Annotated in this window: 15 protein-coding genes; 8 read left to right on the plus strand and 7 right to left on the minus strand. The window is 57.6% G+C overall.

What is annotated here, in order from left to right; translation table 11 throughout:
• Positions 1 to 152: 152 nt before the first annotated feature.
• Positions 153 to 875, plus strand: a complete 723-nt coding sequence (locus RUESEDTHA_RS05705; protein WP_180885170.1) for a glycosyltransferase family 25 protein — start codon at positions 153 to 155, stop codon at positions 873 to 875.
• Positions 876 to 940: 65 nt separating this feature from the next.
• Here RUESEDTHA_RS05705 and RUESEDTHA_RS05710 read toward each other — a convergent pair whose 3' ends face one another.
• Entirely contained in the window at positions 941 to 1,591 is a 651-nt protein-coding gene (locus RUESEDTHA_RS05710) for a peroxiredoxin (RefSeq protein WP_180885172.1), read from the minus strand.
• 218 nt (positions 1,592 to 1,809) lie between these two features.
• Here RUESEDTHA_RS05710 and RUESEDTHA_RS05715 point away from each other — a divergent pair, with 218 nt between their 5' ends.
• Complete coding sequence (locus tag RUESEDTHA_RS05715; protein ID WP_180885174.1) at positions 1,810 to 3,249, plus strand: aldehyde dehydrogenase family protein; 1,440 nt, start codon at positions 1,810 to 1,812, stop codon at positions 3,247 to 3,249.
• A 54-nt stretch (positions 3,250 to 3,303) separates the two neighbouring features.
• Here RUESEDTHA_RS05715 and RUESEDTHA_RS05720 read toward each other — a convergent pair whose 3' ends face one another.
• On the minus strand, positions 3,304 to 4,146 hold the full coding sequence (locus tag RUESEDTHA_RS05720; protein ID WP_180885176.1) for a bifunctional helix-turn-helix domain-containing protein/methylated-DNA--[protein]-cysteine S-methyltransferase: 843 nt from the start codon (positions 4,144 to 4,146) through the stop codon (positions 3,304 to 3,306).
• Between the two features lie 117 nt (positions 4,147 to 4,263).
• On the opposite strand from RUESEDTHA_RS05720, the gene nth reads away from it, so the two are divergent.
• Together nth and RUESEDTHA_RS05730 are read left to right on the plus strand one after the other, a co-directional pair.
• The gene (gene nth / locus RUESEDTHA_RS05725; protein WP_180885178.1) at positions 4,264 to 4,908 is read left to right on the plus strand and encodes an endonuclease III; all 645 of its coding nucleotides are present in this window, start codon (positions 4,264 to 4,266) and stop codon (positions 4,906 to 4,908) included.
• Positions 4,905 to 5,894, plus strand: coding sequence for an adenosine kinase (locus RUESEDTHA_RS05730; RefSeq protein ID WP_180885179.1), 990 nt, complete (start codon positions 4,905 to 4,907; stop codon positions 5,892 to 5,894). The genes nth and RUESEDTHA_RS05730 overlap by 4 nt, the downstream gene beginning before the upstream one ends.
• Positions 5,895 to 5,903: 9 nt before the next feature.
• On the opposite strand, the gene RUESEDTHA_RS05735 is transcribed toward RUESEDTHA_RS05730, so the two are convergent.
• The 4 genes from RUESEDTHA_RS05735 to RUESEDTHA_RS05750 all read right to left on the minus strand — a co-directional run bounded on the left by RUESEDTHA_RS05735 (position 5,904) and on the right by RUESEDTHA_RS05750 (position 8,675).
• On the minus strand, positions 5,904 to 6,740 hold the full coding sequence (locus RUESEDTHA_RS05735) for a DUF547 domain-containing protein (protein ID WP_180885181.1): 837 nt from the start codon (positions 6,738 to 6,740) through the stop codon (positions 5,904 to 5,906).
• Positions 6,741 to 6,868: 128 nt separating this feature from the next.
• On the minus strand, positions 6,869 to 7,579 hold the full coding sequence (locus RUESEDTHA_RS05740; protein WP_180885183.1) for a glutathione S-transferase family protein: 711 nt from the start codon (positions 7,577 to 7,579) through the stop codon (positions 6,869 to 6,871).
• Between the two features lie 64 nt (positions 7,580 to 7,643).
• Positions 7,644 to 8,183 (minus strand): RNA polymerase sigma factor SigZ, encoded by a 540-nt coding sequence (sigZ, locus tag RUESEDTHA_RS05745; protein WP_180885185.1) that lies wholly within the window; start codon positions 8,181 to 8,183, stop codon positions 7,644 to 7,646.
• A 6-nt stretch (positions 8,184 to 8,189) separates the two neighbouring features.
• Positions 8,190 to 8,675 (minus strand): RNA pyrophosphohydrolase, encoded by a 486-nt coding sequence (locus tag RUESEDTHA_RS05750; RefSeq protein WP_180885187.1) that lies wholly within the window; start codon positions 8,673 to 8,675, stop codon positions 8,190 to 8,192.
• A gap of 138 nt (positions 8,676 to 8,813) precedes the next feature.
• On the opposite strand from RUESEDTHA_RS05750, the gene RUESEDTHA_RS05755 reads away from it, so the two are divergent.
• From RUESEDTHA_RS05755 to RUESEDTHA_RS05765, 3 genes are all read left to right on the plus strand, one after another.
• The gene (locus RUESEDTHA_RS05755; RefSeq protein WP_180885189.1) at positions 8,814 to 10,841 is read left to right on the plus strand and encodes an NADPH-dependent 2,4-dienoyl-CoA reductase; all 2,028 of its coding nucleotides are present in this window, start codon (positions 8,814 to 8,816) and stop codon (positions 10,839 to 10,841) included.
• 151 nt (positions 10,842 to 10,992) lie between these two features.
• On the plus strand, positions 10,993 to 11,190 hold the full coding sequence (locus tag RUESEDTHA_RS05760; protein ID WP_255431629.1) for a hypothetical protein: 198 nt from the start codon (positions 10,993 to 10,995) through the stop codon (positions 11,188 to 11,190).
• Positions 11,187 to 11,564, plus strand: coding sequence for a hypothetical protein (locus RUESEDTHA_RS05765; RefSeq protein WP_180885193.1), 378 nt, complete (start codon positions 11,187 to 11,189; stop codon positions 11,562 to 11,564). The genes RUESEDTHA_RS05760 and RUESEDTHA_RS05765 overlap by 4 nt, the downstream gene beginning before the upstream one ends.
• A 24-nt stretch (positions 11,565 to 11,588) precedes the next feature.
• Here RUESEDTHA_RS05765 and RUESEDTHA_RS05770 read toward each other — a convergent pair whose 3' ends face one another.
• Complete coding sequence (locus tag RUESEDTHA_RS05770) at positions 11,589 to 12,029, minus strand: DUF4399 domain-containing protein (RefSeq protein WP_255431630.1); 441 nt, start codon at positions 12,027 to 12,029, stop codon at positions 11,589 to 11,591.
• 228 nt (positions 12,030 to 12,257) lie between these two features.
• Here RUESEDTHA_RS05770 and RUESEDTHA_RS05775 point away from each other — a divergent pair, with 228 nt between their 5' ends.
• Entirely contained in the window at positions 12,258 to 13,163 is a 906-nt protein-coding gene (locus RUESEDTHA_RS05775) for a LysR family transcriptional regulator (protein ID WP_171122965.1), read from the plus strand.

Here is a 13,163-nt window from a genome sequence, read left to right on the forward strand (position 1 = left end):
TTGCCAAACAAACTCTTTCAGACCATGTGACAGATCAATCGCACAAGCCCTGAGGGAATTTCGGCAACTGACCAGACCTATAGTTGTATTTTGCCCTTCTTACCCTCTGGTTTCTCTTTCCCAGATTGCGCGCGTGTTCTATGCACTTGTGCATGCGCTCTTTTGTAATTCACATGTCCTCAAGTACGGCCCGGCGGCCCAACGCAGAAAAGCTGTGCGCTAATCTGCCAAACGCCGAACTATTCGAGGCTGTGAATGGTCGCAATTCTGACCAGATCGCAGATGTAGAGTTGTTTCCCGGCAATTTGCATCGTCCCGAATACCCGTTCAATTTGCGACCAGCAGAAATCGGAGTGTTCGAAAGCCATCGCCGAATCTGGCAGAAGCTGGTGGATGAAAAGATCGACCTAGCCATCATCACCGAGGACGACCTGCGCGTTGACCCCTGCCGGATGGACGAGGCGCTGAAGATGCTCACCCCAATCGCGACACCTGACCATTACATCCGCATTCCGGTAAAGCAGCGCGAAATTGCGGCGCAGGTGCTGGCCCGGCGCAACGACATGCGACTGATCCTGCCCAAGGTGATCGGGTTGCAATGCGTGTGTCAGTTGGTCGGACGGCGTGCGGCCGAGCGGCTGCTTGAGGCCACCAACAAAATCGACCGCCCGATTGACACGTTCCTACAAATGCACTGGTTGACGGGCCAGCCGATCCTGGCGCTGCTAGGCAGCGGCAATCAAGAGGTCGCCAACGAGATCGGCGGGTCTACGATTCAAACCCGCCCTCCACTTGGTGACAAAATTTCCCGAGAGTTCAAGCGCGCCGCTTACCGCGCGAAGCTTTATCAACACCCGCAGCGGCCCGCAGCGTGATCGGCGCATAAGATCGAACCTATGCGCACAGCGGATAAGCGGGGCATTTAGCCCCGCCCTGTGTCTTAGCTGGGTGCCTTGGTTTTGCGCAGGTAAGGGAAGATCGTCTCAAACTCACCAAACTTTGCCTTGGCTTCTTCGTTCGAAACCGCAGGTGGAATGATCACGTCTTCGCCCGGAATCCAGTTGGCCGGGGTTGCAACGCCCTTGGCGCTCATTTGCAAGCCGTCCAAGGCGCGCAGGATTTCTGCAAAGTTACGGCCTACGGTCATCGGATAGGTCATCGACAGTTTCAACTGCTTGTCGGGACCAATAATAAAGACCGAACGGACCGTGGCACTGTCAGCCGGCGTTCTCCCATCCGGCAAATACGCTTCGGCCGGCAGCATGTCAAAAGCCTTGGAAACGGCCAGCCCGTCATCCGCGATGATCGGGAAACCGGGGTTGGCATTGCCATAAGCTTCGATGTCTTTCTTCCACTTTTTGTGGTCTTCGACGCCGTCGACGGACACACCCAGAACTTTGGTATTCCGTGCAGCCCATTCATCATTCAGTTGGGCCACTGCCGAGAATTCGGTGGTGCAGACCGGGGTGAAATCCTTGGGGTGCGAAAACAGAATGGCCCAGCTGTCACCAATCCAGTCGTGAAACTGAATGGTTCCCTGATCCGTTTCTGCAGTGAAATTCGGGACGGTGTCGTTAATGCGCAAACCCATGGGGCGTCTCCTTTCCTGCTGATAAGCCGAAATCGGCTGACGCAAATTTAATCACTTTGCCGACAAGTTAAACCAATCATTTGAGGCTGAGTCACAAAACTGCGTTACTCATACGGCCGCGCATTTGGAATTGCCCCCTTGCCCCTTGCTGACCGGGGTGACAAAGTGCCCACAAAACCGACCGATCGGTCGGAGAATATTTGTGGAAAGGTGGAGCCATGATCGACAAGCGGAACTTCTATATTAACGGCCAGTGGGTCGCCCCTGCACAGGCCAACGATTTTGAGGTCATCAACCCCTCGACCGAAGACCCCTGCGCGGTGATTTCACTTGGAGGCGCCGACGATACCAACGCCGCAGTCGCTGCCGCCAAAGCCGCCCTGCCCGGCTGGATGGCAACCCCGGTGCAAGAGCGCATTGCGCTGGTTGAAAAGCTGGTCGAGATCTACCTGTCGCGCTCGGAAGATCTGGCGCAAGCCATGTCTCTGGAAATGGGTGCTCCGATTGATATGGCGCGCACGCAGCAGTCTGGCGCCGGTGTCTATCACCTGAAAAATTTCGTCCGTGCAGCCAAGGCGTTTCAGTTCGAACGCCCCTTAGGGGATCACGCCCCCAACGACCGGATCATCTATGAAGCTGTGGGCGTCGCCGCCCTGATCACACCCTGGAACTGGCCGATGAACCAGATCACGCTCAAAGTGGGCGCGGCTGCGATTGCGGGCTGCACCATGGTTCTGAAACCGTCCGAGCAAAGCCCGCTGAACGCGATGATCTTTGCCGAGATGATGGACGAGGCCGGGTTCCCGGCAGGCGTGTTCAACCTAGTGAACGGCGATGGTGTGGGCGTGGGTTCGCAACTGTCGGCGCATCCAGATGTGGATATGATCAGCTTCACCGGCTCGACCCGCGCGGGCACGGCGATTTCGAAAAACGCCGCAGATACCTTGAAGAAAGTGCATCTTGAGCTGGGCGGTAAGGGCGCAAACGTCGTCTTTGCGGATGCCGATGAAAAGGCCGTCAAACGCGGCGTTTTACACATGATGAATAACACCGGCCAAAGCTGTAACGCCCCCAGCCGTATGCTGGTGCAACGCCCGATCTACGATCAGGCGATCGAGACGGCCGCACAGGTTGCCAACATGGTTTCGGTCGGGAACGCGCAGGAAGAAGGCCGGCATATTGGCCCCGTGGTGAACGCGCTTCAGTGGAACAAGATTCAGGACCTGATCCAGAAAGGCATCGACGAAGGCGCGCGTCTGGTCGCAGGTGGCACCGGTCGGCCCGAGGGGTTGAACAAGGGCTACTACGTGCGCCCCACCGTCTTTGCTGATGCCAACAACCAGATGACCATTGCGCGCGAGGAAATCTTTGGCCCGGTCCTGACCATGATCCCCTTCGACACCGAGGAAGAAGCCGTCGAGATCGCCAATGACACACCCTATGGCCTGACAAACTATGTCCAGACGCAGGACGGAAGCCGTGCCAACCGCATGGCGCGAATGCTTCGGTCGGGAATGGTTGAAATGAACGGCCAGTCGCGCAGCGCGGGTTCTCCGTTCGGTGGCATGAAACAATCCGGCAATGGTCGCGAGGGCGGCGTCTGGGGCCTTGAAGACTTCCTTGAGGTCAAGGCCGTCGGCGGCTGGGCCGCCGAGTAACCGCGTTCGGACATAATCCAGTTGTGAGGCACCCTAGGGTGCCTCGCATTGTGTTCAGGCATCCGCCTGCGCGGCCTCATAGGCCAGCATCGCGCGTTTGACCGGCAGACCCCAGTGATATCCCCCCAGACCGCCCGACTTTCGCAAAGCCCGGTGGCAGGGGATCAGCCAACTGACCGGATTGCGCCCGACCGCCGTGCCTACGGCCCGCACCGCCTGCGGAGACCCCACCCGCTGCGCGATCTCGGAATAGGTTGTGACCTGCCCCGAAGGGATATGCATCAGCGCCTCCCAAACTTTGATCTGCAAGGGGGAGCCAATCAGATGCAGCGGAGTTTCCCCACGGTTCGCCCCAAACGATGCCTCGACCCATGGGCGCAGCTTTTCGGTATCCTCGACGTAGTCCGCCTTGGGCCAGCGCGAGGTCATATCTTCCATCGCGGCGGCCTCGCCGGTTTCCGCACCAAAGGCCATGCCGCAGATGCCCTTGTCAGTACCCATCACCAGCGTCGGACCAAAGGGGCAGTCAAACCAGCCCCAATAAATCGTAAGACCCGCGCCTTTGCGCGCGTATTCGCCGGGGCTCATGGATTCCCATTTCAGGAACAGATCATGCAGGCGGCCTGACCCGGATAGACCCACATTATGCGCGGTTTCCAGCGTGGTGAAACGCTCGCGCAGCAGGGCCTTTGCATGGCCCAGCGTCAGGTATTGCTGATACCGTTTCGGTGACACCCCGGTCCAGCGTGAAAACAGACGCTGGAAATGGGCCGGGCTCATGTCCATCTGATCGGCCAGTTCTTCCAGAGACAGGGATTCGCCGCCCTGATCAATCAGTTCAATCGCGCGCCGCATGACGTTGTAGTGGTATCCGCTTTCGGGGGTTTGAACATTCATGACTCTCACCTCTTGTGTTGCCCGAACCATATCGCGGTGGCAGCGCTCCGGCGACCCGAAACCTGCGCATTGGCTTTAGGCTTGTGTCACCGGCCCTTGGGCGGCATTAAGGCGCGGATGGCAAAACAACTTGATTACCACACGATCCGCGAGATCTTTACGCGCTTTCAGGACGCCGACCCCGAACCCAAGGGCGAGCTTGAGCATGTGAACGTCTATACCCTTGTCGTGGCCGTGGCGCTGTCGGCGCAGGCGACCGATGCGGGTGTCAACAAGGCCACGCGCGCGTTGTTCAAGATCGCCGACACCCCGCAAAAGATGCTGGATCTGGGCGAAGAGGGCCTGATCGAGCACATCAAGACCATCGGCCTGTTCCGCCAAAAGGCAAAGAACGTCATAAAACTCAGCCGCATTCTGGTCGACGACTATGGCGGCGAGGTGCCTAATTCCCGCGCGGCGCTGCAATCCCTGCCCGGCGTAGGGCGCAAGACGGCCAATGTGGTGCTGAACATGTGGTGGCGGCAACCGGCACAGGCGGTGGATACGCATATCTTCCGCGTCGGCAACCGCACTGGAATTTGCCCCGGCAAGACCGTGGACGCGGTGGAACGCGCCATCGAGGACAATATCCCCGCCGACTTTCAACTCCATGCACATCATTGGCTTATCCTGCATGGCCGCTATCACTGCAAGGCGCGCAAACCCCTGTGCGGAACCTGTATCATCCGCGATCTCTGCGAATTTGAGGACAAGAACCTATGAAAACCTATCAGCTTACCGGTATCGGCAACGCCGTCGTGGACGTGATCTCTCAGGCCGATGACAGCTTTCTGGAGCTGATGGGCATCGAAAAAGGCATCATGCAACTGATCGAGCAGGAACGCGGCGAGGTACTGTATGCCTCGATGGAAGGCCGGGTGCAGACGCCGGGCGGTTCGGTCGCCAACACCATCGCAGGGGCCGGGGCGCTGGGGCTGGATGCAGCCTTTATCGGGCGTGTGCACGACGACGCTTTGGGCCGGTTCTATGCGGATGCGATGAACGAAGAGGGCGTCGACTTCGTCAACCCTCCGGTGCCGGGAGGGGAACTGCCGACCTCGCGCTCGATGATCTTTGTCTCGCCCGATGGGGAACGGTCGATGAACACCTATTTGGGGATTTCGTCCGAGCTGTCTTCGACCGACGTGTCCGCGGATGTGTCGGGCAATAGCCAGATCATGTTCCTTGAAGGCTATTTGTTTGACAAGGAAAAGGGCAAGGCCGCTTTTCTTGAGGCCGCGCGCACCTGTCACAAGGGCGGCGGCAAGGCCGGGATTGCCATTTCCGACCCGTTCTGCGTGGAACGTCACCGTGTCGATTTCCTGCTGCTGATCGAAAACGAACTGGATTTCGTCATCGGAAACGAAGCAGAAATCAAATCCCTGTTCGAAACCGACGATCTGGAAGAGGCACTGGCAAAGACCGCGGACATTTGCCCTCTGGTTGTGTGTACCCGCTCAGGCGATGGTGTGACGGTGTTGTATGAAGGGCAACGGGTTGATGTGCCCGTCGAAAAGGTTGTGCCCATCGATGCCACCGGCGCGGGCGATCAGTTCGCCGCCGGGTTCCTGTTTGGCATGGCCACGGGCCGCGATTACGAGACCTGCGCCAAAATAGGCAATGTCTGCGCCCGCGAAGTGATCAGCCATATCGGCCCCCGTCCCGAGGCGAACATGCAAGAATTGCTTCGCGCCGAAGGGTTGCTCTGACCCCGTTTGTTAGAAACCAGCCGCCGCGTCGTTCAGAGACCAATCGTATTTGTAGGCGCTGACGCGGCGCACGTCTTGTAGGCGCGTTTTCAGATCCGGATCGGCAACGGTTCGGATATAGGCTAAGACCGCCTGTTCGTTCGGTCCAAAATCTTCGCGGAACCAGATGAAGATTTTGGACAGGATCAGCCCGCCATTATCATTGAACCGAACACCGCGCGGGTCGTTGATATAGGCGCGTTCGGCGGCGGCAAGATCACGCTCCAGCGTTTCAGCCTGCCAGGCGCGGTCCATCAGGTTGGGGCAGCCTACAGCTGCACAATTCAGCGCGTAGTGGATGCGCGGCTCGGCATAGTTGGGTCGGATGATGCGGTGCTCGATGTCGTTCAAGGTCAGGGTTTGCCCGGCCACCGTTACCAAAGGTCGGTTCCACGGACCGATCGACAACGGCCCGTCCTTGATGTCGCGGATCGAGGCGACGGGGTAGTTCTCAAGGATCACATCCACCGTCACCGCGTTATACATGTTGATCCAATAGGCCAATTGCTGATCGCGCGTCAGATCGGCGGGATCGACCCCCTGCAACGTGGTCAGATATCCATCCAGCCTGACTTGGTCGGCCTGCGTTACCTGCCCATAAGCCACTCGGTTCACCCCTTGCGCATCCGGAGCGACATAGCGGTTCAGGAACACGGTCCAGTCGCTGTGATCCACACGCGCACCGGGCGGTGGCGCAGATTGCGTCAGAGCACCGTCCGGCAATGGGACCGCAGCGGGCAGAGCCAACCGCTCGACACTGGCGCAGGCGGCGAGCAGGGGTAGCAGCAAGATCAGTAGTAAACGCATTTAGCCCCCCCCGGCATTGACGATGGACCTCGGGCAACGCCGCAAGGTCTGGCGGATACCCAACAGTTAGAGGCGAGCCCTGGACAGGGCTACGCCCCCTCACGTCAACGTGCAGGACGGTGATCGTATCAACCGCAACATCCGCGCGATTGACGTGTCTGGACCGACGTGGGTGCTTCGTTCTGGTTAGCGCCACGCCCCAGCCAGGTGCGATCGGCCAGATAAAAATCTGTAAACCGAACGGCGAAATCTTCGGATACCGACTTTTGCGGAATCCCTGTCGCCAACACGGCCTGTTGCCATGCCTTCACCTTGGGATAATGCGCCAGCATGTCATGACCGCTATGCGCTTCGACGATCGAAGCGCGGTGCAATAACGGCAGCCACGCCATATCGACATTGCCCAGCGTCTCGCCGCCAAAGAACGGGCCGCTGCCCATTGTCTGCTCGGCCCTGGCAAAGGCGGCGTTCAGTTTTGACATGCGCTCGGTAAACGTCGCCAAATCGGCGCTTTGCATCGCGCTGCACTGGACAAGATAATGCTTGCTGGCCTGATAGCTCCAAGCCCGGTTCAGGGCGCGTTGCTCGGGCGTCAAATCGGATTGCAGCGGCGCGGATATGTCGTCGAGATATTCCGCAATCGCGTCTGACTCGAAAAGCGGCGTGCCGCCTTCGGTCACCAGAACAGGCACCTGACCTGTTGGCGAGAGGTCAAGGAACCATTCGGGCTTATCGCTGAGACTGATGTAATCAATCTGATAAGGTATCTGCTTGGCCTCGAGCAACGCGGTTACGCGCTGCACGAAGGGGCAGATTTTAAAGCTAATGATACGGATCATCTTCGTTTCCTTTTGGTGGTTTCATCTGTCAGACGAAGCCCGCGCCAAAAAGACGACGTTCAGATCAACATTTTTTGCAGCTTTCTGATTTTACCTGCACATCCGCGATGTTTCCGCGGGAATCCATTGTGATATCACAGCAGTTTTCAAACGCTTTGCGCAACTCAGCCCGACCTTTCTGCACGCGGGATTTGAGTGTCGAATACGGTAGCCCGTGTGCCACAGCGTAATCATTCTGAGGCATGCCGTTGATATCTATAGCCATCAGCATATCCGCCGTTTCCGCGGGCAGACCGCGAATGAACGGCTCAACGCAGCGTTCCAGATCCTGCCGGGTTTCGGGGTCATCACGGTGATACCACAGGTCATCCGGGTGCGCCTGCGCGCGGCCGGACTTGCGATAGAAATCAATGATGGTTCGATCTGCGGTCTGAAAAAGCCATGGCTGCAACTTGGACGGATCCTTCAGCGCGGGCAAACCTGTAAACACTTTGACCGAAATCTCTTGCAACAGGTCGTCCACATCCGCTGCATTCGCAACGCGTGAGTGCAAAAACGCCTTCAGGCGCGCACGGTATTTGGGCCAGATGTCCTCGATGCGCATGACACTTTATGACAGGTGTTCGGCAAAGGCGGCAACAACCTGTTCATAAACGTCACGTTTGAACGGCACGATCTCTTGCACCAAGCGCGAAGGCTCCTGCCATTTCCACCGGGTGAACTCAGGGTGATCGGTTTCGATGTTGATCTGATCGTCGCGGCCTGAAAAGCGCAGCAGAAACCATTTCTGCTCTTGCCCACGAAAGCGGCCTTTCCAGATCTTCGGGACGATATCATGCGGCAGGTCATAAGGCAGCCAACCAGGCGTTTCGGCCACGATCTCGACCAGATCAGCGGTCACCCCTGTTTCTTCCCAAAGCTCGCGCAGGGCCGCATCGCGCGGGTCTTCGCCCTTGTCGACCCCACCTTGCGGCATCTGCCAGGCGTCCTTGTGGCGATCGTTGCGCTGGCCCACGAAAATCTGGCCATGCGCATTCATAAGCATCAGCCCGACACAAGGACGATAGGGCAGTTTCGCGATCTGATCAGGGGTCATACTTGGTCTCTTTTTCCTGTAACGATCCGTCTGTATCAACTGCCGGTGCGACAGCATAGACCGTGACGCAAGGTTTCGCGTGACAAAGTTGACGCGAACATCAATCTAACGCTGAAAATCCGGGAGGGAGAGTTTGCCATGACTGCGTACCCAAATATGCTGGCCCCGCTTGATCTGGGCTTCACCACACTGAAAAACCGCGTTCTGATGGGCTCGATGCATACAGGGCTTGAGGAAACAGGCGACTGGAATCGCGTGGCTGAATTCTATGCCGACCGTGCGCGCGGCGGTGTCGCGCTTATGGTGACAGGCGGGATCGGTCCGAACCTTGAGGGCTCGGTTCTTCCGGGCGCGTCGATGATGACCAACGATGACGAGGTTGCCAAACATTCCATCGTTACCCAGCGCGTGCACGAAGCGGGCGGCAAGATTGCCATGCAGATCTTGCACGCAGGCCGCTATGCCTATGGTCCCAAATGTGTGGCGCCCAGCCCGGTTAAATCGCCGATCTCTCCGTTCCCGCCCAGCGAACTGGACGAGGAAGGTATTGAGAAGCAGATCAGCGACATCGTCAACGCGGCTGCTCTGGCCCAGAAAGCGGGCTATGACGGGGTCGAGATCATGGGGTCCGAGGGGTATTTCATCAACCAGTTCCTTGTGACCCACACCAACAAGCGTGAGGACCGCTGGGGTGGCTCTTACGAAAACCGGATGCGCCTGCCGATCGAAATCGTGCGCCGCACGCGCGAAGCCGTGGGAACTGATTTCATCATCATCTACCGCTTGTCGATGATTGACCTTGTGCCCAATGGCTCGACCTATGATGAAGTTGTGGAGCTGGCGAAGCGGGTCGAAGAGGCTGGTGCGACGATCATCAACACCGGCATCGGCTGGCACGAGGCGCGAATCCCGACTATCGCCACCAGTGTCCCCCGCGCGGCCTTCGCATGGGTGACCAAGAAACTGATGGGCGAGGTGAACATTCCGGTGATCACGTCGAACCGGATCAACACCCCCGAAGTCGCCGAAGAGGTTCTGTCCACGGGCTGCGCTGACATGGTGTCGCTGGCGCGTCCGATGCTTGCGGATGCGGATTTCGTGAACAAGGCCATCGCGGGCCAGTCCGCGAAGATCGCGCCTTGTATTGCCTGCAACCAAGCCTGCCTTGACCATACGTTCGGCGGCAAGTTGACCTCGTGCCTGGTCAATCCACGCGCATGTCATGAGACTGAACTGGTCATCGAAGACACGCAATCACCCAAGTCGGTCGCCATCGTGGGCGCAGGTCCGGCCGGTCTTTCCACCGCGATGACTGCTGCCCAGCGCGGCCATGACGTAACCCTGTTCGACCGTGCCGCCGAAGTGGGCGGACAGTTAAACATGGCCAAGCAGGTTCCGGGTAAAGAAGAATTCTGGGGACTGGTCGACTGGTATCGCACCATGATTGAGGATCTGGGGGTGAAGGTCGAACTGAACCGCGAGGTCAGCGCCGAGGACCTGACCGGATTTGATGAAGTCGTCATTGCGACCGGCGTCAACCCACGCGACCCGGAAATCCCCGGGCAAGACCGCGAGAATGTCATCAGCTATATCGACGTTCTGCGCGACAAGGCCGAGGTCGGCAAATCCGTCGCCGTGATCGGTGCCGGCGGCATCGGGTTCGACGTGTCCGAGTTTCTGCTGGAAGACGGTCACAGCATCACCACGGACCTGCCTGCGTGGATGAAGGAATGGGGCGTAGCCGACCCAGCAGAACACCGCTCGGGTCTGGCCCCCGAAGGACCGCAGCCTGCAGCCCCGGCGCGCGAGGTGACGCTGCTGCAGCGCAAAAAACAGGCGCACGGCAAGGGTCTGGGTAAAACCACCGGCTGGATTCACCGCGCGACGCTCAAGATGAAGGACGTGAACTTCGTTGGCGGCGTCAATTATGAACGCATCGACGACGACGGCCTGCATATCAGCTTTGGCGAAGAGCGCGCGGACCCAACCGTTATCGCGGCAGATACGGTTGTTCTGTGTTCCGGTCAGGTTTCAGAACGCAGCCTTGCGGATGCACTGATTGAACGCGGCATCACTCCGCATGTGATCGGCGGCGCGGATCTGGCCGCCGAACTGGACGCAAAGCGCGCGATCAACCAAGGGACGCGTTTGGCGGCTACGTTCTGACGCGACGATAATTTTTGCACCATGGGAAGCCGTCTCGGAAGAGGCGGCTTTTTTGATGCCGCTTGACTCCTTATGTACATATGTACATGTACAACAAATGAATCAGAAAATAGTACGTATCCAAACTGGAATTCGAATCGAAAGACGGCTTTTGAAAGTTCTGAAGGGGCTGGCAGAGTCGCTGGACATGACCCTGAGCGATCTAATCGAAGGCATGGCCCTGCATAGTTTTGAAAACAAACCGGCGTTTTCCGAGGAAACGCTGGAGAAGATCAAGCAACTCAAAAGTGTCTATGACCTCGACTGGACATCCCAAGACAGCCATCGCTTCAAGGAGGACAGTGAATGAGCGCCGATATCACTAACGCATTTGAAGCACACGCCATCGACAACACTACATTCGGACATGCCGAACACGTGCAAGTCGCATACGATCTGCTGCGCAAGTATGATTTCATCGATGCCGCGGCGACCTACGCCAAAGGAATCCGATCGCTTGCAGCCAAGGCAGGTGACCCTGACAAGTTCAATCTGACGATTACTTACGCGTTCATGAGTCTGATTGCCGAGCGTCTTGCCAATGGGCAATCAGATGACTTTGCAGCGTTCTCACAGGAAAACCCCGACTTGATGACTAAGGTTGTCCTCAACAATTGGTATAAAAAAGAACGGCTGAATACGGCGCTGGCGCGCAGAGTCTTCCTACTACCTGTTGTCGCCTAAATAGGTCGACCAAATGCGCACAGCCTACTCGACCGTGATCGTAATCACTTCGGACACAATCGGCGTTGCATGTGGTACATGGCCTGCATCCCCCAACACCAGTTGCAGCGTATGCTCGCCCGGGGCCAAGTCCAGCGTTACTTCGGTTTGCCCACCGCCGAAATGAATGTGGTTGTCATCGGCAGGCAGACCATAGGACAGCTCATCGGCGCCATCTTCCCCCTCACCCAGCGGTGGGCGGTCGATCAGAAGGTGGTGATGGCCGGTGTTCTCTTTCTCTGTTCCGGCTGGGGCGACGCCCATTCCGCTTAGGCCGAAAACGATCGTCACGGGTGACTTTACTGTATCTCCATCCGACAAGTTCACGAAATAGACCTCGGCATCCGGGTTCGAAGGTGTCTCACCTCCGGCCAAAGCAAGCGTCGCGGAAAGGGTCAGGGCAGCGATGGTATAAAGAGCTCTCATTGTCTTCTCCATGGTCACAAATTTGCCATGCTCATCTTAACATATTTAGCCAAATTTCAATAAAACCCTGCGTGTATTGAGTTTGTGGCGAATTAAGAAACCATCGTTTCCGCGTTTCCTATACGCAAACGATCCGAATTAAATCCCTGATATTATCCCATGTCTGCCCAGTTTCCGCCCAGATTGGTCGCAAAAATCGGTCAACGAACCAATACCTGGGGAACGAGAATGGACAGACTGACCGAAATGGAAGCCTTTGCCAACGTGGTGGACCAGGGTGGCTTCACCGACGCGGCTAAGAAAATGGGCATCTCCAAGTCGGCCGTGTCAAAACACGTATCGAGCCTGGAGGCCCGCTTGGGCGCCCGCCTGTTAAACCGCACAACTCGTCGTGTTTCGCCGACAGAAATCGGCCTGGCCTACTATGACCGGGCACGTCGCGTCCTGAATGACGCGGGCGAAGCCGACGCCTTGGTGACCTCGATGCAATCCGCACCATCCGGGTTGCTTAGAATCAGCGTCGCGACAGATTTCGGCGTGAACCACCTGTCACCGGTTTTGTCAGGTTTTCTGGCAGCTTACCCGGATATCACAGTGAACATGGTTCTGAATAACCGGTATGTGGAACTGATTTCAGAAGGCTTTGACGTGGCCGTTCGAATCGGAGAGTTGGAAGACAGCACTCTGCGCGCCCGCAAGCTGACGGAAACCGTGAAACGCATGGTCGCGGCCCCAAGCTATATCGAGAAATACGGACGCCCGCAGAAGATCGACGATCTGAACGAGCACAAGCTGCTGCACTATTCCAGCCAGTCGTCCGGCAATGTATGGAAACTGACCGCGCCTTCGGGCGAAAAACGTCAGGTCCGTACTGCAGGCTGGCTAAGCGTCAACGACGGCCAATCCCTGCTGAACGCGGCGATCTCGGGCCTTGGGATCGCCCATCTGCCCAGCTATCTTTATGCGGACGCGCTGAAATCTGGCCGCGTTCAGGATGCGATGCCGTCACTGCCCGACGAAGTACAAGGCGTCTATGCGGTTTACCCGCCCGGCCGTTTCACACAGCCTAAAGTAAGGGCATTCATTGATTTTCTGGTCGAGTCCTTCAATGACAAGGGCCCGATGGATTGGTAG

Origin of the sequence: Ruegeria sp. THAF57 (assembly GCF_903914075.1) — a bacterium.
Taxonomy (GTDB): domain Bacteria; phylum Pseudomonadota; class Alphaproteobacteria; order Rhodobacterales; family Rhodobacteraceae; genus Ruegeria.